Origin of the sequence: Sphingobacterium sp. Lzh-3, assembly GCF_046764375.1 — a bacterium.
In the GTDB taxonomy this organism is placed as follows: Bacteria; Bacteroidota; Bacteroidia; order Sphingobacteriales; family Sphingobacteriaceae; genus Sphingobacterium.
On sequence record NZ_CP177226.1, the window covers coordinates 5,521,042 to 5,541,720 of the forward strand.

Below are 20,679 nucleotides of genomic sequence, written 5' to 3' on the forward strand. Positions count from 1 at the left end.
TTCTCTTCGTTAAAAAATTAAAATTTAGCTGTCAATCCTACGGAAATAGTCTTCACCCCCGGATAACTTGCTCTTCCAGAACCTGTTTCAGGATCATAATCTCCAAGACGTTTGTCTGCCATGAACGTAAATGGATTAGTCGAAGATGCAAACAAACGCAACTGCGACATCTTCATATGACTTAATACTTCTTTAGGGAAAGTATAACCAACCGTAATTGCTCGAATTCTAAAATAGTTTCCGCTAAATAACCAGAAATCCGAGGTTCTGTAATTTTGTGGCGCATCTCCTGTCAATGTAATCCGTGGAAATGGCGCATCAGCCTTATTATTTTCCTCTGACCAGCCATTTATCCAATTCTTTTTAATATTGGCTCCGTTAAAAAATGGCGCGGAAGCCTCATTTTCCAAATATGTTTTCACCCCACCAACACCATAAGTCAAGACATCTAAATCAAAGTTCTTATAGGCCGCACGGAAGTTAAAACCATAATTGAACCAAGGAACATCATTCCCCAAAATACTACGGTCTTCAGGGCCTATCACTTTATCGCCATTGGTATCAACATATTTAATATCACCTATTTTAGTCGTTGCTCCAAGACTGCTTTGGTCAGCATGGTCATTTATTTCTGTCTGACTGGTAAATACACCCGCTGTCTTATAACCAAAATAGTCACCAACAGACCCACCTACGCGATTGATATAATATCCGTCAATAATCTCGTTCACACTACCCAACGTGATAATCTTATTTTTGATTTTTGAAATATTACCTGATAGGGAATAGGTAAATTCATCACCAATTTTCCCGTTGTAAGTCAGGGAAATCTCAATACCTTTATTTTGTGTTGTTCCCTGATTGTAATATGGAGAGTGTTTTTTATCAAATCCTCCAGTCAGTAGTGGCGCTGGTTGCAATAAGATATCCTCTGTTCTTTTAACAAAATAATCAGCAACCAAATTGAATTTTCCTCCTAAAAATGTCGCGTCAATTCCAACATTACTCATTGACACCTTTTCCCATAAAGCCAAACGATTAGCTCCGTAAAGTTGCTCCATACCATCCACAGCCGTACCATCAAAACTGTAGGCAGAAAAACGATCCAAAAGGTTATAATAGTTTCCAATCGGAACAGCATCCTGGTTACCCAATGAACCGTAAGATCCACGGAGTTTTAATAGATCAACCCATTTAACATTCTCCATAAAGGATTCTTTATTGATGTTCCAGCCAGCTGAGAACGAAGGAAAAGTCGCTTTTCTAACCTCCGATGCAAAACGCGAAGAATAGTCCATACGCAAGTTTGCTTCTAACAGATATTTATCTTTATAAGAATAATTAAAACGTCCAAAAAAGGAACGTAGTGCCCATTCGTCTTGTGTTGTACGGTTTGCTAAACCTGTATCATCCGAGCTGGGTGTTCCTGAATCACCATTAATAATCGTTGATGCATCATTGGTGACAAAATTTTTCCTTCCCAAAAATGCTTCGCGATACACATTAGACTCCTGGGATGCACCAACAGTCACTTTTCCAAAGTGGTCGCCAAATGTCCGTTCGTAGTTTACCGTACCTTGCAAGAGAAGTTCCTGACGTTTCCCCCAATATTCCTTCAATTCGTTGATCGTATTTGCGGTGGATGGCATAGGTTCCTTAGTTACGAAATTAGTAACAGGATCCGTACGGTTGATAAAATCGAAGGAGTTTGTATTCGTATATTTCAAAGACATCGCCCCATCTATCGACAGCCCTTTCAACGGTGTTAAAGATGCATTCGCGGCCAATTGCAAATAATTATCCCGATTGTTTCCTCTTCCGCCTTCGGTAATGGCACGTAATTGATTATTTTTTGCAATCGTTGCATTTGGTTTTCCATTTGAAATAGATCCCCATGAACCATCAGATTGACGAATCACCGTAAACGGCAAAGCTCTTCCCATTTCGACCCAGCTAATTGCACTCCCTTTGCGATCGAAATCCTGCTTAAGGAATGACATATTGGTATTAAATGTCAATAGATCCTTGATAACAGTGGTATTCGTATTGAGCTTCATATTAACGCGATCTTGTTTACGCCCCGGCACTAACGATTGCTGGTCAAAATAATTTAAGCCCAAGTAGTAATTGGTGATCTTGCCTGGGGCATTCACATTAAGTCCGACTTCACGCTGTGGAGCAGAGTGTCTTAGGACCTCATCGTACCAATTATTATTTGGGTAAAAATCGGGTTCAGATTGGTTCTTATATTTCTCGATAACCTCAGGAGTAAAAGTTGCGGTTTTCCCAACATTAAGCATTGCTTTGTTATACAGCTCTGCATACGTTACAGCATCGGCATATTCCGGTAAAAACGTTGCACTTTGAAATCCGTAATTTGCATTGAAACCGATAACTGCACGCTCTCCGCCCCCGCGCTTGGTTGTCACCAAAATAACGCCATTTGCTGCTCGGGATCCATACAATGAAGCCGAAGCTGCATCTTTCAATACCGACATACTCGAGATATCGTTCGGGCTTAATGCCGAGAATTCTGCGCTAGTTGCTGGTATACCATCTATAATAAACATAGGTGATGGTGATCCCAAATTTGACCTACCGCGCACGGTTATTGACCCTGCATTGGAAGCTGCTCCGGAAGAGCTTCGTCCAACCTCCGCCGGACGACTCAATACCGTAACACCAGGACTAATCCCCTGCAAAGCATTTTGAAGAGATGTAACTGGTCGATCAGCCAATTGTTTTGGTGTAATCGTTGCGACTGAACCCGTCATGTTCACTTTCTTTTGTGTCCCGTATGCGACAACAACAACCTCTTCCAAAGCCTCATTTGCAGACTCCAAGTTGATGTTGACAACTGGGCTTGTGACAACGATTTCCTGTGGCTGATAACCTATACTATTGATTAATAGCACATCTCCATTTTTAGCCTCAATACTAAATTGCCCATCGGCGCCAGACGACGTGGACTTAGCAGTCCCTTTAACACGAATGGTGACACCTGCTTTGGGACCGTCTGAAGCTGAGATTTTACCTGTTACTTTCTGCTGAAATAGTACATTGTTGAACAAAGCACTGTTTTCCGAGAAATTGAGACTGTTCGCATTAGCCATATTATGTGCACTTGTAACAAGTAGGGCTAAAGACAATAAGCTCAATTTTTGATTACCAAGAATCTTTGAAATGATCATATTTAATAGTTAGTTTAAAGATTGATTAGCGTTCTAATCAAAATTTAGGTAAATGAATGCTAAAACTAGAAGAAGATATGACGATATCAAAATATGGAATCAACGAAATCGATTGCGCAAACTAGACAAACGATTGCATAAACACACATTTTACAGTGCAATCCAATATCAAAAAAGTAGAACGATTAAATAACAGCAAAAGACAGTTTTTTAGCAACCTTACGACAATCGATAAAAAGAAATTTAGAAGAGTAGGAAAAAAGATGATCCTGAAAAACAGGCGGTATTATAGCGTAAATTAGGACACAAAAAAAGCCAAGATATTCACCTCGGCTTTTTTCTTTTAGTAGCGGGGACTAGACTCGAACTAGTGACCTTCGGGTTATGAGCCCGACGAGCTACCAACTGCTCCACCCCGCAATGTATTTTAAATTTCTTTAAAAGAACCGGTCATTGCAACCGGCTCTCCCTTTAGTAGCGGGGACCAGACTCGAACTAGTGACCTTCGGGTTATGAGCCCGACGAGCTACCAACTGCTCCACCCCGCAATGTATTTTAAATTTCTTTAAAAGAACCGATCATTGCAACCGGCTCTTTCTTTAGTAGCGGGGACCAGACTCGAACTAGTGACCTTCGGGTTATGAGCCCGACGAGCTACCAACTGCTCCACCCCGCAATGTATTTTAAATTTCTTTTAAAAGAACCGATCATTGCAACCGGCTCTTTCTTTTAGTAGCGGGGACCAGACTCGAACTAGTGACCTTCGGGTTATGAGCCCGACGAGCTACCAACTGCTCCACCCCGCAATGTATTTTAAATTTCTTGAAAAGAACCGATCATTGCAACCGGCTCTTTCTTTTAGTAGCGGGGACCAGACTCGAACTAGTGACCTTCGGGTTATGAGCCCGACGAGCTACCAACTGCTCCACCCCGCAATATATTTTTGAACAAAATTGCTTTTTTCTTTTGAAAAAACAAGATTATGATCCTTCCGAATTGGAGTACAAAGATATATTTTGTTTCTTTGTAATCCTAATAAAATTTAGAAAAATGTCACATAAAGCAGGATTCGTAAGTATCATCGGAAAGCCAAATGCTGGTAAGTCCACCCTAATGAACGCTTTAGTGGGTGAAAAAATGTCTATCATTACACCCAAAGCGCAAACGACAAGACACCGCATTATCGGTATTGTAAACGATGAAGACCATCAGATTGTGTTTTCGGACACCCCTGGTGTTATCAAACCAAACTATTCTTTGCAAGAATCCATGATGAATTTTGTCCAAGGATCGTTGATCGATGCAGACATTATTTTATTTGTGACAGATATCCACGAAAAATACGATGAGAACGATGTCCTGGAGAAATTGCGTAAAACAAATTCCCCTGTTGCCGTGCTTATCAACAAAATTGATAAATCTTCGGAAGAAGAGGTCAAGGCTAAGATTGAATTTTGGCAAGAAAAATTAAATCCGGATACCGTTTTTGCGATTTCAGCAAAATTAAATCATAATGTTGCTGCCGTGATGCACTACATTAAGGACAAGTTACCTATTCACGAAGCCTATTATGAAAAGGATGAGTTAACGGACAAATCCATGCGTTTTTTTGTCTCTGAGATGATTCGTGAAAAAGTATTCAAACTATACGATAAAGAGATTCCTTACAGTACAGAAGTAATTGTTACATCTTACAAAGAAGAAGCAAATATCACACGTATTGCTGCCGAAATTATTGTTGAGCGCGACTCTCAAAAAAATATTATCATTGGAAAAGCAGGAGCCATGATCAAAAAAGTCGGCACCTATGCGCGCCAGGATATTGAAGAGTTTATCGACGGAAAAGTATTCCTCGAGCTTTTTGTTAAGGTAATTCCTGACTGGAGAAGTAAAAAGAACTACCTTAAACGTTTCGGCTACGACGATTAATTCGCATTGAAAAGTTCGTACGGAGATCTTTTTATACCGACCTCCCCTGCACGAACTGTTCTTCCTGTAAATTTTTATTTTGCAAAATATTCACGAAGTGCTTTAATCTGTTTCAGATTAAGCACTTTTTTTAGCTCTTCATCTGAGGCTTCTTTCGCTTTTTTCACTGATTTAAATTCAGTTAATACTTTCTCAACGGTTGTTTTACCTATACCCGGAATGTTTTCCAGCTCTGAAACGAAGGTCTTCCGGCTCCGTTGATTCCTGTGGAAGGTGATTCCGAAGCGGTGTGCCTCATCCCGAAGATGTTGAATGACCTTGAGGGTTTCAGATTTTTTATCTAAATAAAGTGGATATTGATCACCAGGATAAAAAAGCTCCTCCAGTCTTTTGGCAATACCGATAACGGTTACTTTTCGCTCGATCCCCAACAAGCGCAAACTCTTTAAGGCTGCGCCTAGCTGCCCTTTTCCGCCATCGATAATGATCAACTGCGGCAAAGGTTGATCCTCATCCAATAATCGCCTATAGCGTCTAAAAACAGCCTCCTCCATCGTGGCAAAATCGTTGGGTCCCTCAACCGTTTTCACATTAAAGTGTCGGTAATCCTTCTTCGAAGGTTTTGCATCCTTAAAGACAACAATAGCCGATACGGGATAATTCCCCTGAATATTCGAGTTATCAAAACATTCAATATGCTGTGGGAGCACGTTCATGCGAAGATCTTTTTGCATCTGCTTTAAGATACGCTCGGTCCGAATGTCAGGATTAAGCTTTTCATATTGCAACAGACGCTCTTTTCTAAAAAATGCCACGTTCTTTTGAGACAGCTCCAGCAATTTTTTCTTTTCGCCCAGCTTCGGAATCGTAAATCGAATCCGTTCGTTCTCTTCAATATCTAATTCAAAGGGTACGATAATTTCCCGCGAAAGGCTCTTGAAGCGTTCCCGAATCTCCGGTATCGCCAAGGCCAAAAGCTCCTGTTCACTCTCATCCAGACGCCGCTTCATTTCGAGCGTCTGTGTCTGAATAATAACACCATTCATGACTTTCAGGTAATTGACAAAAGCGTAGCCCTCGTCTGAAGCAATACTAAATACATCCACATTTGTAATGGATGAGTTGACCACTGTAGACTTGCTCTGGTAATTGTCCAGCTTATCCAGCTTCGCCTTAATTAACTGCGCTCTTTCAAAATCCAGAGCGGCTGCTGCGGCAGCAATACTCTCCTTTAAACGATTGGTCACCACAGCAATCTTTCCGTTCAGAATATCCTTAATATCACTCAGGTTCTGATCGTAGTCGTCTTCGGACTGATACCCTTCACAGGGCCCCTTGCAATTTCCAATTTGATACTCGAGACAGATCTTAAACTTACCTTTCCGTATATTTTCCTGTGTTAGGGCCAAATTGCAGGTACGGAGGGGAAACAATTCACGGATCAGATCCAATACAATATGCATCATTCCCACGGAAGGATAGGGGCCATAATAACGGGACCCATCCTTAATATATTGTCTGGTCCAAAAAACCCGCGGAAAAGGTTCGTTCTTGATGACAATCCAGGGATAGGTTTTATCATCCTTCAACAGAACATTATACTTGGGCTTGTGTTTTTTGATCAATGAATTCTCAAGTAACCAAGCATCAATCTCCGTGTCAACGATAGTAAAAGATATGCGGTTGATCTTCCGAACCAAAACACGGGTTTTGCCATTCAGCTGATTTTCATTAACGAAATACGAGCCGACCCGGTTACGCAAATCCTTCGCTTTACCGATATAGATCAGTTCGTTATTTTTATCAAAATACTGATAGACTCCCGGTCGATGCGGTATCTTCTTTAATTCTTCTCTATAGTCAAATACGTCCATTATGTTCCAATATCAAACACCGTCAGCAAAAAAGCCAGACAACAAATCTCGAAAAAATTTATTGTCTGGCCCAATGGTATTCGTTAAAATAACTTAGAAACCTAAGCGATCATCTTTTAGTTTAGTCGCATCTTTGCCGCTTGAATCCGTAGACCCATCTTCGACATCAGAGCCACCACCGCCCCAATACTGATTACAGTCAATGACGCGGGTAAGCCCACCCTGCGGTTGCTCAAAATCACCCTTGGTGTACTTCAAATTTGAATCTTTATACACTTTCTGCATGTAGTAGGCGAATACTGGCATCGCTGCTGCGGCCCCTTGTCCATACTCCATCCTATCGAAACTAATGCCTCGATCTTCTGCACCAGTCCAAACACCTGTAACCAGTTCCGGTGTAATACCAATAAACCAGGCATCTGAGTTGTCGTTGGTTGTACCTGTTTTACCGCCAATTGGATTTGTGAGCTTATACATCCATTGAATACGTCGCGCCGTACCCTGGGATACCACCTTTTTCAGCATATCAACAATAATATAAGCCGATTCACTATTTAAGGCTTTTACGACCTTTGGTGCTTTATCATAGATTGGTGTACCATTTTTATCTTCAATACGTAAGATCGCTGTTGGCTCAATCCAAGTTCCTTGATTCACAAACGCCGAATAGGCACCCACCATATCAAAGACCGACGCTTCATAAGCCCCTAATGAGATCGATGGATAATTAGGCACATCACTTGTTATACCCATCCGTTTTGTCAATGCAGCTACTTCCGCAGCGCCAACTTCGTGTACCAGATAGGCCGTCGCATAGTTTTGCGAATAAGCCAATGCTTTCGCTAAGGTAATCGGGTTTCCACCTTGTGCATTTCCTCTTGGTGTCCATCCGTTATAAGTTTGTTGGTAATTGGGAATACTGTAACATGGTGAATAACCATTATCAATCGCCACCGCGTACGTAAATGGTTTGGCCGTTGATCCGACTTGACGTGTACCCATTTTTACCTGATCATATTTGAAGTGGTCAAAGTCTATACCTCCAACCCAGGCTTTGATATGTCCGGTCTTCGGCTCCATAGACATCATCGCATTGCGCAACATGAGTTTATTGTACTTAATGGAGTCCATTGGCGTCATCATCGTATCAACACTTCCCTTCCATGTAAATATATTCATCGGAACCTTGACATTGAAGGCCTTCTTGATCTCGTCTTCATTCAAGCCCTCTTCTTTCAAAATACGGTAACGGTCTGAGCGCTTCATTCCACTAATGAGCAGCTTTGCCTTATCCCCTTTAAAAGGATCCCTATTTTTCCATTGCGCGGCAAATTTAGACTGCAGTTGCTTCATCCACTCTTTTTGCGAATCTTCGGCATATTGCTGCATAGACATATTGATCGTCGTATAGATTTTCAATCCATCGCGATCGAGGTCATAAGGTGTGCCATCTGGTTTGGTGATGGACAATTTTGCAAATTCCTTTTTGATTTCATCCTTTAATACCGCTCTAAAATATGGCGCCAAACCCTCACCATAATTTGCGATTTTAAGTTCTAAACCAAGTGGTTTTTCTTTCGCTTTTGTAGCCTCCTCTGCCGAAATAAAATTGGCAGCAACCATATTGTTCAACACCGTATTACGGCGAGTACGTGATTTTTCGGGATACCGCACCGGAGAATAGGCTCCCGGGCCTTTAAGCATCCCCACCAAAAGGGCCGCTTGGTCTGCTGTCAGTTTATCCGGAGTCGTATTGAAATAAGTCCGCGCGGCGGATTTGATTCCGTATGTATTGTAAGCACCAAAGTCTACCGTGTTGAAATACATGGTAATAATCTCATCTTTGGTATAATTTCTTTCCAAGCGAACAGCTGTAATCCATTCCTGAAATTTCTGGATGACACGCTTCAGAAAATTCTTTTGCCGTCCATCCGAAAATAGATTAAGTGCCAGCTGCTGTGTAATTGTACTTCCCCCCTGTTTGTTACCGGTCAGCGTGTGAAAGATAACTGTAAATGTACGTGAGTAGTCGATCCCAGAGTGATCATAAAAGCGTTTATCCTCTGTCGAAACCAATGCTTTGACCAAATAAGGTGACAATTCACTATACTTTACATTGGAGCGGTTTTGGACATAATAGGTTCCCAATACCTTATGATCTTCCGTGATAACTTCGGAAGCTAAATTACTTTTGGGGTTTTCCAAATCACTGAAGGAGGGTAATTTTCCAAATACGCCAAGACGTATACTCAATATAAAGAGGAAACCTATCGCGACGATCCCGACGATAATTTTCCAAAAATTGAACGTATACCGTTTGACATCAGCCTCAGTAAGTTGATTTTTTTTTGATACTCGTTTCATCTATTTACTAAATTTCAGACGTAAATATTATTCATTGTAAAGACCACAATAGAGAGCCCGTTTTTCCAGCTACAGTTATGTTCTGCAACCTTGGATACTGCTTTATTTCGATCTTTAAAGACTTCAATTAAGACATTAATGCTCACTCTATCAGATAGTGTGCCAAGAATCCCTACTTTGGCAAAGGTATTACTAATTGGGCCAAAAGCAAGAATTTAAACGCGAAAATATTGAGGCGAACTACGCGCGTTCAATCAAACAAACCGCATAGGCGACCACCCCTTCCTGACGACCGATAAATCCCATCGTTTCATTTGTTGTTGCTTTAATAGAGATGTCGTCGATATCCAAACCCGTTGCTTCAGCCAGTTCAACTTTCATTTGTGGAATATAGGGTTTGATCTTAGGAGCTTCCAGACACAGCATCGCATCAATATTGCCAAGCGTATATCCCTTCGCAGCAATCAGCGCCATACATTCTTTTAACAACAATAAACTGCTAATGCCTTTCCAACGCATATCTGTATTTGGAAAGTGGTAGCCAATATCTTCTAAATTGGCAGCGCCCAAAATGGCATCGCATATCGCATGGACCAACACATCGGCATCAGAATGCCCAAAGGCACCAGCATGATGCTCCAATTGCACTCCACCGACAATAAATGGATGACCTTCTTTCATCTGATGGACATCAAACCCAAATCCTACCTTAATTTTCATTACACGATTATAGCTATGGTGTCTGTTCATATCCTAGAAACATGCCCAAACACCCGATTTAAATACAATAAAATACAGCCTATGTATGCTATTTGACAACCTAGCCTATTAGGTCTAGATCAAACCCGAATCATCTTTGCAGAGATCCCCAATATGAACATCTAAACACAATGACAGATTACTGCGAAGATAACAATTCGCAGCTATATTTACCGAGACAAAAGGTTTCTAGCAGGCAGCGCAACGAAAATCATTGAAATAACGGTTCGACCGGATGAAAAAAGAGACGCATAAAAAAAGGCTATCCTTGAGAATAGCCTTTTTTTATATTATTGTCTGTTTGTTTTTCGAAACGCTTCGAAAAGTAAAGCTTACGCTTCTACTTCTTCAGGCGCAAACTGATCATACACTTCTCCAAAAGCATCGTAGTCCTGATCGCCATTAGGCTCAAAAACCTGAATATCTTTTGAGCGAGCAAAGTCAACGATTTCAGTGTTGACATTTTCGTCAGCGACAACCACCATATCGGTAAAATGCAAAGCACCTTTGTAGATAGCCTCATAACTACCATCACCGTACACCTGCGCATCCGAAGCTTTAAAGGAACCTTCTGGCGCCATTTCAGCATACTTCGTACCTAATGTGCCTTTAAATTCTTCATTGAACAAAGAGTACATCACTTTTGCATCCTTGAATGTAGGATCGTCTTTATAAGTTGTCTTCACGTAAGCCGGTACCAAAGCAGAGAACCATCCATGACAGTGTACTACATCAGGGGACCATCCTAATTTCTTCACAGTTTCCAACGCTCCTTTACAGAAGAACACCGAACGCTCATTATTGTCTGCAAAGAATTCGCCATGCTCATCACTAAAAACTTTTTTACGCTGAAAGTAGTCTTCATTATCCAAGAAATACACCTGCATACGGGCCGCAGGTAATGAAGCAACTTTAATAATTAGCGGATTATCATTATTATCCACAACAATGTTCAAGCCTGAAAGACGAATAACCTCATGTAATCTATTTCTACGCTCATTGATATTCCCAAAACGCGGCATTAAGATCCGGATCTCAAAACCCTTTTCTTGCATCGCTTGCGGAAGTTGACGTGTAATTTCAGAAATTTTAGTTAATTCGAGGAAAGGCGACATCTCGTGAGTAATAAACAATATCTTCGTTTTTGCCATCTCCAGTTATTTTTATTTATTATTTTCGAACAGTAAAATCGGTCTACAAAGGTACGAAAAAAATACTTACTATGCAATTTACTATTAATCATCGTTTTATATTCCCAAAATATTATGCACCTTTGCCAACAAAAAACTAAATAGCAAAGTGGAAATTTTCAAAACGAAAGCATCTCTCCAAGCATACCTGCAAGAAGCCCGATCAACAGGTCAAAAAATCGCCCTAATCCCTACGATGGGCGCTTTACATGAAGGACATTTATCCTTATTAAATTATGCAAAACCAATCAGTGATATTCGTGTTTGCAGCATTTTTGTTAACCCCACACAATTTAACGATCCGAAAGATCTCGAAAAATATCCTCGGCCCATCGAAAACGACATCAGGTTACTGGAATCCGTCGATTGCGACATCCTTTTCTTACCAAGCGTTGATGAGATGTACCCCGACAAAAATGAGGCCTGGCATCTCGATCTCGGCGAACTGGACCAAATTTGGGAAGGTGAAAAACGCCCTGGCCATTTCCAAGGTGTCACCCAGGTCGTCTATAAATTATTTACATTGGTACAACCGGATATTGCGTGTTTCGGACAAAAAGATTTTCAACAGGTCATGGTTATCAAACGCATGATAGCCATGAAGGATCTCCCGATTCAATTGGCGATATGTCCTATCATTAGAGATCAAGACGGCCTAGCACTGAGCTCTAGAAACGCGCGCTTAAGTGAAGCTGGGAAAAGAACGGCTTTGGCACTCTCCCGTTCCCTGCAATATGTAAAAGATCATATACATGACCCTATCCCGCTAGCGGAAATAAAAGACAAAGCCCTACAGATTTTAACAGACACCGATGGGCTTAGCGTTGAATACTTTGCGCTATGTGAAAGTTCAACGTTAAAAGAAATCAACCACATCGATTTCAGCAAGCAGCATGTCGCACTTGTCACGGCCTGGGTTGAAGGTGTCCGTTTGATTGATAATATGATTCTGAATAATTTGTCAAATTAATTGACAAATCTTTCAAATTCAGCAGAAAGCCCTACCTTTGCGCCATGGTAATAGAAGTAATGAAATCCAAGATTCACCGCGTTAAAGTCACACAAGCGGAATTGAATTATGTGGGTAGTATCACAATAGATGAAGATTTGATGGATGCCGCAAATATCATCGCTAACGAGAAAGTTCAAATCGTAAACAACAATAATGGAGCCCGTCTTGAAACATACGTCATCCCAGGTCAACGTGGATCAGGTATTATCTGTTTGAATGGTGCTGCGGCTCGCCTGGTTCAAGTTGGCGATATCGTCATCATTATTTCCTACGCGACCATGGATTTCGAGGAGGCTAAGCAGTTCAAACCTTCCGTTGTATTTCCGGACGATAACAATCATCTGATTAAATAATCAGGAAGATCTGTAAACTTCACAACTAGATACTTTATATTTTTTTAATAGGTATTTCACCTATACTCAACAATAAAATCGTATTTTTGAAGCGTTACCCTAAAAAGTAGCGCTTTTTTATGTACCGAAAAACAACGAAATCCCCACGTCAGCTTATCGCATTATGCCAATTGGTATTAATGTCGCTGATTATTATTTCGGGTGTTGTTTTCATGCACAAAGAGGTAAAATCGACTGGTGAAATTGTCATGCACACCCACCCTTATGATTTTACAAAAAAACAAAAGCCGCAAGAAACAGATGACCAAATCGAATACCTCAATGTCATCTATCACAATACCTACGTACAAACTGAATTTACCGTCCTTGAACTTCCTCTTCCGCGTGAAGTAAAAGAAGAGTATTATAATTCATTTTGTCCGGAGGCGATCAGCACAACGATCGATCATTACCACTTACGTGGTCCCCCCAGCTTAGCATAAACCAAAAATCAAAGATTTCGAAAGCCTGTTTCTAGTTCCATAACGATCAAACGAACTTGGCGCAAACAAGTAGAAATTACGCATGTGCTAAATCGCTTGGCTCCAGAACGACAGCATGAAACACCGCTATCGATAATCATCTTTGATCCCATTTTTTTATTTGCCTCTACTTTGAGAATTGTCCCTGTTACAATAGCGAAAACCTTCGCTGAATACTGTCATTATGGTTTCAGTGAGCTCATTGGCATACATTAACTTGTCGGAAACAAGCTATTATCCTGCTTTCGATAAGACGCAATGCCTTGAGCGCCGTTCATAACGAGGAACAGACCATGCTATACGAGGCTTGTATTTTTAAAATTTTCATAAAATTACGATGCTAAAGCACTACACGCTATTGGCCACATTACTGGCTGGTACATCCACTATATACGCCCAATCAAAACTTGAAGGCTACTTATTCAACAAAAACCATGAGGCGGTTCCTTCTGGTACTCTGACTTTAAAAAACAGCAAGCTCGCAACTACATCTGATCCAGATGGGTACTTTAAGCTGTCTGCAATACAAACGCAAAAAGTAACCTTAAATATATCGGCAGTGGGCTATCGCTCCATCAGCAAAGTCGTCTCTTTAGACACGTTGAAGTCGCCTTTGCAAATTCAACTGGAAGAAGACAACCTCAATTTGGATGAGGTTGTTGTTTCGGCTACACGCTATGGCGTCAAACGTAAGGACGCCCCCGTGGTTGTCAATGTCATCGGTCCAAAATTATTTAATGCGACACAATCTGTTGCTATGTCGGAAACATTGAATTATCAGCCTGGTGTACGGGTAGAAAACAATTGCCAGAATTGCGGCTTTTCACAAGTCCGCCTGAATGGCCTCGAAGGCCCCTATTCACAGATATTGATCAACAGTAGAGCGGTATTTTCCGCATTAAATAGCGTGTACGGACTGGATCAGATCCCAACCAGTATGATCGATCGTATTGAGGTTGTGCGAAGCGGTGGTTCGGCATTATTTGGTGCCAATGCGATCGCTGGAACCATCAATATTATTACAAAAGATCCTGTAGAAAACGACTGGCAGGTAAAATCCACCAATTCACTCATTGGCGGCAAAAGCTGGGATAATACAGTGGATTTTAATACCTCCACCGTTTCGGAAGACCTCAAAAGAGGAGCCACATTCTACGGTATGCACCGTAATCGGGAAGCCTATGATGCCAATGGCGATGGATTTTCGGAAATAACCAAACTTCGTAACACCACCTTCGGCACAAAATTATTTTATAAACCGAGTGACCTGGATAAGATAACGGTTGATTTTAGTACCGTAAATGAGTTTCGCCGCGGTGGTGATCAACTCGATAAAGTACCGCATCTGACGCAGATTACCGAGCAATTGGAAACCAGTTCGCTTGTTGGCGGAATCACATACGATCACTATTCCACAGATTATAAGCAAAAAATATCGTTGTATGGTTCTGTGCAGAAAACTGTTCGCGACAGCTACTATGGCGGTCTTGGAGGTGGAACAACACTTGCCGACAGCACATTAGCCGCAAATGCTTATGGCAAAACAAATGATATTGCGCTAGTCGCCGGAGGACAATATACCTACAACTTTGAAAGAGATGTATTTACTGCCGGAGTGGAGTTTTCATACAACAATACCCAGGATGAAATACCGGGATATAAACGAACCATTGATCAGCAGAACAAAGGGTTAGGCAGTTATGCCCAATACGAATGGAAGCCTTTAAGCAATTTTAAAACGTTAATCGGAGCACGATATGATTATACCTACGTTGACGGTAAATATAGTCTTGCAGGTATAGACCGAAATTCGGATCAGCGCTTCGGCACTTTTAGCCCACGGTTGACCATCTTATACGATATCACAAAAGACCTTCAATTTAGAGGCGGTTATGCACGGGGCTTCCGTGCACCCCAGGCATTTAATGAGGACATGCACGTCACTTCCATTGGTGGAAACCAAGTATTTGTATTGATCGGTGAAAATCTGAAAACAGAATACTCCAATGCATATACAGGCTCTTTTAGCTACAATAAAAATTTTGGAAATGTACAAACAAGTTTGCTCGTGGAGGGATTTTACACGGATCTAAACAATCAGTTTGTCAACGTCATGGCGTCCGAAAAAGATGGATTGATTATCCAGGAAATGCAAAATGGTGAAGGAGCCAGGGTGTACGGTTCCAATATTGAAATCAATATCGCGCCATCCTCCTGGTTTTCTTTTCAAACCGGGGGGACGATCCAGCGCTCTCGCTATAAGAAAGACCAGCTCATCTATGAGGGAAAAGAAGATGGACAGGATATCCTCACTAAGAAATATGTCCGTACGCCAAATATCTATGGTTATATGAATAGCAACCTGAAAGCGACCAAGCAATTTGCAATCGATCTGACAGGGGTATACACGGGAAAGATGATTGTTCCACACATCCAAAATGATGTAATGACCCTTAAAAATGCCCGGGACTTTGTGGAGCTGAACCTCCGCTTAGGGTATACCTTTCCAATACATAAAGATTTCAGCATTGAGATTTTTGGTGGTGTACAAAACATGTTCAATGCTTTCCAAAAAGATTTTGACAAGGGAGCACTCCGCGATTCAGACTATATCTATGGTCCAACACGCCCGCGAACTTATACATTTGGCCTTCGTGTTGGTCATTTTCATTAACATGGATTTGGGATATGAAGCATTTCCAAAAAATATATGTGCTATTGATCCTATTCTTTTATCCGCTCTGTTCTCAAGGACAGGAGCGGATAAATTGGATTGATTTTACGGAACTGGACTCACTCTTGGCCGTTTCCCCTCGCGAAACACTCCTCTTTATTCATACAGATTGGTGCAGCTATTGCCGGAAAATGGAACAGGAAATCTTTACAAAAAAGGAGATTGCCCAATTAATCAACAAGCGCTATTACGCCGTTCATTTAGATGCAGAATCTATCCAAGACATTGCTTTTGACCTTAGTATATGGAAGCCCTTAAGCAAAAGAAAAAAAACAGGACAATACCATCCTTTAGCTTTGCAATTGCTACAAGGGAGAAAAATGATCTTCCCAACTCTCCTACGTTTTGATCGTGAATTCCGCCTAAAAAGTATACAACAAAAATACCTGAATTCAAAGGAGTTAGCTGTTTTTTTAGAATAATTTAACATTTACTTGTAGCGAATTCCATCATTCCTGCGTTTTGGATTTTATAATTAATACACACTTTAAGAAATTATGAAAAATATCACGAAATTATTAATGGCGTTTTTGTGTCTGGGGGTTCTTTTTACGGCTTGTAATAAAGATAATTTTGATTGGGATGCTTATTACAAACAACAAGAGGAAGCCATAAAAAAAGAAAAGGCAAGACAGGATTCTTTATACAAAGATCAAGCACCAATTTTAGAGGCATACGCAAAACAAAAATGGGGTGATGCTGCTATGCGTTCGGACTCTTCACTTTCCAAAGGGATCTGGTATAAAATAGAATATGCTAAAGAAACAGCTACACCCTATACATACGGCATTACTTTAACAAATAACGGTCCTATGATTACACCATTTTCAGCAACTTTCAACTTTAAAGGAGAGCTAATGGATGGAACAGTTTTTGATAAAAATCCAGCAGGAACACCGGCTGTTTATACAAACATATATAAAGCGATCGATATTTATAATGTTGGATGGATGAGAGCTTTTACTCCTCCAGTAATTAAACAGGACGGAAGAGATTACTACCCACACGGCTTACTTCCAAAAGGGCTTCAAAAGGGAGATAAAATCACTTTCATTGCACCTTCTTATTATACTTTTGATCAAACTGAATACACAAAAGGAAGCGAGAAAGTAACTGTACCTAAAAACACACCTGTCGTATATACAATCGAATTGTTAACTATTGGAGCCGCTACTTCCAACTAAGAAATACAAACAATGCATTCATCGAAGCCATTTTCCTCGTGAGAATGGCTTTTTTGTAAGTACACGTTCAGAAGTGTAAATTACTGTATCAAAATGTTAATTGTTATAGCGAAAACCTTTAACGAAGAAAAAATAATATACATTTGCAAAGCTACTTTCATAAAGAAAATAGCTTCCTTGAAAAACCAATAAAAAATATAATGAAAAAACTGTTATCACCACTATTCATGGGATTTGCAGCAATCGCTTTCCTTATTGTCAGCTGTAACAAAAGCGACGATGCGCCGGTTTATGATGCGAATGCACAATTTAAAACGGATTCTGTAACACTTAAAAATTATGTTAGCCAAAATTACCCTGCTGCGCAATACAACAGCGAAACGGGAATTTGGTATGAAATTCTTGCCGAAGGAACAGGAGAATATGTTTATAAACTGACTGATACATTAAATGGCAAATATTTAAAATATAAACCGACTGTAAAATATGTCGGAAAATTATTGAACGGAAATGTATTTGACAAAACTGACACAGCGATAGAATTTGAGATTAGAACAAACACAGGTTATCAATATCCATTTTATGACTCGAATATTATTCCTGCTTGGACCTTCGCATTTGCACCGCAAAAAATCGGTGACATGAAATTAGGCGGCTTAACGGAAAAAGGTCTACAAAAGGGCAGTAAAATTCACATCATGGCACCTTCCCTTTATGGATACCAAAACCAGGCTGTGGGAACTATTCCGGCAAACTCGCCATTGGATTTTGTCATTGAAGTAACGGATATCAAATAATTATCGCTCCTTTTGAAGCAATAAAGCATAAAAGCTCCTAAAATGACGTCATTTTAGGAGTTTTTAGTTTAATGAGGTTTTCAACTAAAGACCTTCACAGTATCACACATCACATCGACTCGGCCCTTCTCTACAGGGAAATATGCTCCCGCAATCTCTTCAAAATAATAAATAACGATTATATGTTCGATAGTATTAATGCTAGCAAAATGATCTAAAAACTTAAAAGTAAGTTGACAATTAAAACGGAAATATTTTAACATCCTCTTTTACCTAATAACAATTTTTAACCAATTTTTAGACAGTGATCAGTCACTAGTTGTTCAGTCTTCACTGAGCAAGCACTGAACGAGCACTGAACAAGCACTGTCTAAAGGATTAATTTGATCACTATTTAATCCTAATGTTCTGCAAAAAAAAATAAAAGAGAAAAAAGGAAAGGAGTTAGACTTATGGAACAAAAAGATCGCTGTTATGTGGCAATAGTATAATGCCTAAACAACACTTTAAATTAATTAAATACAGAAGGAAATTGATACATGACTTGAAACAGGTTGCTAGAAAAAATAAAAGCTCGAAGTGGGGAACTCCGAGCTTTACCTAACCAATTATTAACCTAAATTATGAAAAGTTCTTTATATATTGTTTTTAATATCTTTCGTTTCTTTTGATATATCAAAGGTACTACAGATCTGCTTTCATGTCAAGAAATTTAACAGCATTTAACGTTGTTAAAATTATGTTAAAACAATTTAGCACATTCAATATCTTTCACCGTTGTAAAAATATGCGTCTACAATGAGAGCAGCTCAAAAGATGAACTCAACATGGACTCACTTTGCATTCATTCCACTTACAGGCCATAGCTGGTAATACAATGTCCTTCAATTGATCGGAAGATAATTTAGCGCTTTTATTCGACTAAGGGCGGTCTGAGTATCAAAAAAAAGAAATAAATTTGTGAGAAGATCCTATAGCAATTGGTATCTTATTTAGTTAGACGATTAATAGCATATGAAAATAGCTTTAGCACAATTGAATTACCATATCGGTAATTTTGAAGCAAATACCAAAAAAATAATTAGCGCGATCCAACAGGCCAAAGAAGCAACAGCCGACCTTATTATTTTCGCCGAACTCGCCATCGGTGGTTATCCTGCCAAGGATCTTTTGCGAAGTAAGGCCTTTAAACGTCAATGCGATGAAGCTATTCATCAAATCGCTGCTCATTGTCAGGATATCGCCTGTATCATCGGAGCACCGGTCAAAAACAGTGATCCTGAGGGCAAAGAGCTTTATAATACGGCCGTATTTATTGAGCATGGGGAAGTCCGAAACATTGTTAAAAAAGGCCTCTTGCCCGATTATGATGTATTTGATGAATATCGTTATTTTGAGCCTAGCAGACGTTTTGATTGTATCGAGTTGAACGGTGTAAAAATTGCCTTAACCATTTGCGAAGATTTGTGGGATGATGACGAAGGGGGCAATTCTTACGTTGGTGACCCCATGGCAGAGTTGAGAAAAGAAAATCCAGACCTTCTCATCAACATTGCGGCATCCCCTTTTTCCTATACGCATTTTGATGAACGGATCAAGGTCCTCAGCCAACAGGTAAAAAAGTCTGGAAGACCGCTAATTTATGTCAATCAAATTGGCGCTCACATGGATATTATCTTTGACGGCCGCTCAATCGCCCTGAATAATGAAGGAACAAAAATTGCTGAGCTAAAAAGCTTTGAAGAAGATCTTCAATTTGTCACCTATCATCAACAAAATATAACCTCCACCACAGCATCTTCGAAAGAGTCTATTGCTGAGATGGCTCTTATACATGATGCATTGATCCTTGGACTACGTGATTATTTTCAAAAATCCGGTTTCAAGAAGGCGGTTTTAGGTCTGTCCGGCGGGCTAGATTCGGCCTTAGTTGCCGCTTTAGCCTGTGAAGCGCTAGGTGCTGATAATGTATTAGCCATACTGATGCCATCGGTTTACTCTTCCGACCATTCGATAAAAGATGCAATGGATCTCGTCAACAATACCGGTTGCAAACATTATATCGTTCCGATCAAAGATATTGCCAATGCCTTCGAACATAGTTTAGCTCCTCTTTTTGAAGGGCTACAGCCAGATACGACTGAAGAGAATATTCAAGCGCGCGCACGTGCGGTAATTCTGATGGCCGCTTCCAATAAATTCGGCAATATTTTACTCAATACATCCAACAAAAGTGAGGCTGCTGTAGGATATGGTACACTCTATGGTGATATGGCAGGTTCCATCTCTGTAATCGGTGATGTCTACAAATCCAAAGCCTATGATTTAGCGCGCTACATCAATCGAGAAAGGGAGATCATTCCAGTCAATACCATTGAAAAAGCGCCTTCTGCAGAACTTCGACCCGATCAGAAAGATTCGGACTCGCTACCGGAATACGATCTATTGGATCAAATCCTCTTTGAACTCATCGAAAATGAGAAAGCAGGATCTGAGGTTGTAGCAATGGGCTTTGAAAAATCGTTAGTAGAAAGGGTATGTAAATTGGTTAATAATGCTGAATTCAAACGTTTTCAAGCTCCTCCGATCCTGCGTATTAGTCCAAAAGCATTCGGTCCGGGAAGACAGATTCCGTTAGTGGCAAAATATCCCTATTAATTTTACAATTCGGATTAAACCATATTTATAGTTTTTTGTCTAAGTATTAGATTGTAAAATTAAAGCGGATGGTAGCATCCCGGACGGTGAAAAACAATTGCCATGAAGACCGT

The 20,679-nt window shown here is 40.3% G+C and carries 14 protein-coding genes and 5 tRNA genes; 9 read left to right on the forward strand and 10 right to left on the reverse strand.

Translation table 11 applies throughout. The annotated features are described in order from the left end of the window. Positions 1-17: 17 nt before the first annotated feature. The 6 genes from ACLCDV_RS23310 to ACLCDV_RS23335 form a co-directional block, all read right to left on the reverse strand. The gene (locus ACLCDV_RS23310) at positions 18-3,191 is read right to left on the reverse strand and encodes a SusC/RagA family TonB-linked outer membrane protein (protein ID WP_411972360.1); all 3,174 of its coding nucleotides are present in this window, start codon (positions 3,189-3,191) and stop codon (positions 18-20) included. 347 nt (positions 3,192-3,538) lie between these two features. Further along, positions 3,539-3,611 (reverse strand) — tRNA-Met (locus ACLCDV_RS23315). A gap of 55 nt (positions 3,612-3,666) precedes the next feature. Beyond that, positions 3,667-3,739: transfer RNA gene (locus tag ACLCDV_RS23320), tRNA-Met, on the reverse strand. A 55-nt stretch (positions 3,740-3,794) separates the two neighbouring features. After that, a tRNA-Met gene (locus ACLCDV_RS23325) sits at positions 3,795-3,867 on the reverse strand. A gap of 57 nt (positions 3,868-3,924) precedes the next feature. Continuing rightward, positions 3,925-3,997, reverse strand: a tRNA-Met gene (locus tag ACLCDV_RS23330). 56 nt (positions 3,998-4,053) lie between these two features. Further along, positions 4,054-4,126 (reverse strand) — tRNA-Met (locus tag ACLCDV_RS23335). 115 nt (positions 4,127-4,241) lie between these two features. On the opposite strand from ACLCDV_RS23335, the gene era reads away from it, so the two are divergent. After that, positions 4,242-5,120, forward strand: a complete 879-nt coding sequence (era, locus tag ACLCDV_RS23340) for a GTPase Era (RefSeq protein ID WP_070570335.1) — start codon at positions 4,242-4,244, stop codon at positions 5,118-5,120. 74 nt (positions 5,121-5,194) lie between these two features. Here era and uvrC read toward each other — a convergent pair whose 3' ends face one another. The 4 genes from uvrC to ACLCDV_RS23360 all read right to left on the reverse strand — a co-directional run bounded on the left by uvrC (position 5,195) and on the right by ACLCDV_RS23360 (position 11,268). Further along, positions 5,195-6,994 carry an excinuclease ABC subunit UvrC gene (gene uvrC, locus ACLCDV_RS23345; protein ID WP_411972361.1) on the reverse strand — a complete coding sequence of 600 codons (1,800 nt, stop codon included), beginning with the start codon at positions 6,992-6,994 and terminating at the stop codon, positions 5,195-5,197. A 93-nt stretch (positions 6,995-7,087) separates the two neighbouring features. Further along, positions 7,088-9,358, reverse strand: a complete 2,271-nt coding sequence (locus ACLCDV_RS23350; RefSeq protein ID WP_120334967.1) for a transglycosylase domain-containing protein — start codon at positions 9,356-9,358, stop codon at positions 7,088-7,090. Between the two features lie 240 nt (positions 9,359-9,598). Further along, the gene (gene ispF / locus ACLCDV_RS23355) at positions 9,599-10,078 is read right to left on the reverse strand and encodes a 2-C-methyl-D-erythritol 2,4-cyclodiphosphate synthase (protein WP_411972362.1); all 480 of its coding nucleotides are present in this window, start codon (positions 10,076-10,078) and stop codon (positions 9,599-9,601) included. Between the two features lie 371 nt (positions 10,079-10,449). Further along, a complete protein-coding gene (locus ACLCDV_RS23360; protein WP_333625723.1) occupies positions 10,450-11,268 on the reverse strand; it encodes a glycogen/starch synthase in 819 nt (272 codons plus the stop codon). Between the two features lie 148 nt (positions 11,269-11,416). Here ACLCDV_RS23360 and panC point away from each other — a divergent pair, with 148 nt between their 5' ends. The 8 genes from panC to ACLCDV_RS23400 all read left to right on the forward strand — a co-directional run bounded on the left by panC (position 11,417) and on the right by ACLCDV_RS23400 (position 20,566). Next, entirely contained in the window at positions 11,417-12,277 is an 861-nt protein-coding gene (gene panC / locus ACLCDV_RS23365; protein WP_411972363.1) for a pantoate--beta-alanine ligase, read from the forward strand. A 44-nt stretch (positions 12,278-12,321) separates the two neighbouring features. Beyond that, positions 12,322-12,672 carry an aspartate 1-decarboxylase gene (panD, locus tag ACLCDV_RS23370; protein WP_088163054.1) on the forward strand — a complete coding sequence of 117 codons (351 nt, stop codon included), beginning with the start codon at positions 12,322-12,324 and terminating at the stop codon, positions 12,670-12,672. A gap of 119 nt (positions 12,673-12,791) precedes the next feature. Then, a complete protein-coding gene (locus tag ACLCDV_RS23375) occupies positions 12,792-13,154 on the forward strand; it encodes a hypothetical protein (protein WP_411972364.1) in 363 nt (120 codons plus the stop codon). Between the two features lie 376 nt (positions 13,155-13,530). Continuing rightward, positions 13,531-15,867 carry a TonB-dependent receptor gene (locus tag ACLCDV_RS23380; protein WP_411972365.1) on the forward strand — a complete coding sequence of 779 codons (2,337 nt, stop codon included), beginning with the start codon at positions 13,531-13,533 and terminating at the stop codon, positions 15,865-15,867. A gap of 14 nt (positions 15,868-15,881) precedes the next feature. After that, a complete protein-coding gene (locus tag ACLCDV_RS23385) occupies positions 15,882-16,349 on the forward strand; it encodes a thioredoxin family protein (RefSeq protein WP_317669413.1) in 468 nt (155 codons plus the stop codon). Between the two features lie 75 nt (positions 16,350-16,424). Continuing rightward, positions 16,425-17,111 (forward strand): FKBP-type peptidyl-prolyl cis-trans isomerase, encoded by a 687-nt coding sequence (locus tag ACLCDV_RS23390; protein WP_411972366.1) that lies wholly within the window; start codon positions 16,425-16,427, stop codon positions 17,109-17,111. Positions 17,112-17,311: 200 nt separating this feature from the next. Next, positions 17,312-17,908, forward strand: a complete 597-nt coding sequence (locus ACLCDV_RS23395; RefSeq protein ID WP_411972367.1) for an FKBP-type peptidyl-prolyl cis-trans isomerase — start codon at positions 17,312-17,314, stop codon at positions 17,906-17,908. Between the two features lie 1,014 nt (positions 17,909-18,922). Next, positions 18,923-20,566: an NAD+ synthase gene (locus tag ACLCDV_RS23400; protein ID WP_286850870.1), complete on the forward strand. Its 1,644-nt coding sequence runs from the start codon at positions 18,923-18,925 to the stop codon at positions 20,564-20,566. Positions 20,567-20,679: the final 113 nt, after the last annotated feature.

Coding starts and splice junctions, on each gene's coding strand:
- ACLCDV_RS23385 (WP_317669413.1), top strand. CDS start 15,882: ATGAAGCATTTCCAAAAAATATATGTGCTATTGATCCTATTCTTTTAT.
- ACLCDV_RS23310 (WP_411972360.1), bottom strand. CDS start 3,191: ATGATCATTTCAAAGATTCTTGGTAATCAAAAATTGAGCTTATTGTCT.
- uvrC (WP_411972361.1), bottom strand. CDS start 6,994: ATGGACGTATTTGACTATAGAGAAGAATTAAAGAAGATACCGCATCGA.
- ACLCDV_RS23395 (WP_411972367.1), top strand. CDS start 17,312: ATGAAAAAACTGTTATCACCACTATTCATGGGATTTGCAGCAATCGCT.
- ispF (WP_411972362.1), bottom strand. CDS start 10,078: ATGAAAATTAAGGTAGGATTTGGGTTTGATGTCCATCAGATGAAAGAA.
- ACLCDV_RS23390 (WP_411972366.1), top strand. CDS start 16,425: ATGAAAAATATCACGAAATTATTAATGGCGTTTTTGTGTCTGGGGGTT.
- ACLCDV_RS23380 (WP_411972365.1), top strand. CDS start 13,531: ATGCTAAAGCACTACACGCTATTGGCCACATTACTGGCTGGTACATCC.
- ACLCDV_RS23360 (WP_333625723.1), bottom strand. CDS start 11,268: ATGGCAAAAACGAAGATATTGTTTATTACTCACGAGATGTCGCCTTTC.
- ACLCDV_RS23350 (WP_120334967.1), bottom strand. CDS start 9,358: ATGAAACGAGTATCAAAAAAAAATCAACTTACTGAGGCTGATGTCAAA.
- ACLCDV_RS23375 (WP_411972364.1), top strand. CDS start 12,792: ATGTACCGAAAAACAACGAAATCCCCACGTCAGCTTATCGCATTATGC.
- ACLCDV_RS23400 (WP_286850870.1), top strand. CDS start 18,923: ATGAAAATAGCTTTAGCACAATTGAATTACCATATCGGTAATTTTGAA.
- panD (WP_088163054.1), top strand. CDS start 12,322: ATGGTAATAGAAGTAATGAAATCCAAGATTCACCGCGTTAAAGTCACA.
- era (WP_070570335.1), top strand. CDS start 4,242: ATGTCACATAAAGCAGGATTCGTAAGTATCATCGGAAAGCCAAATGCT.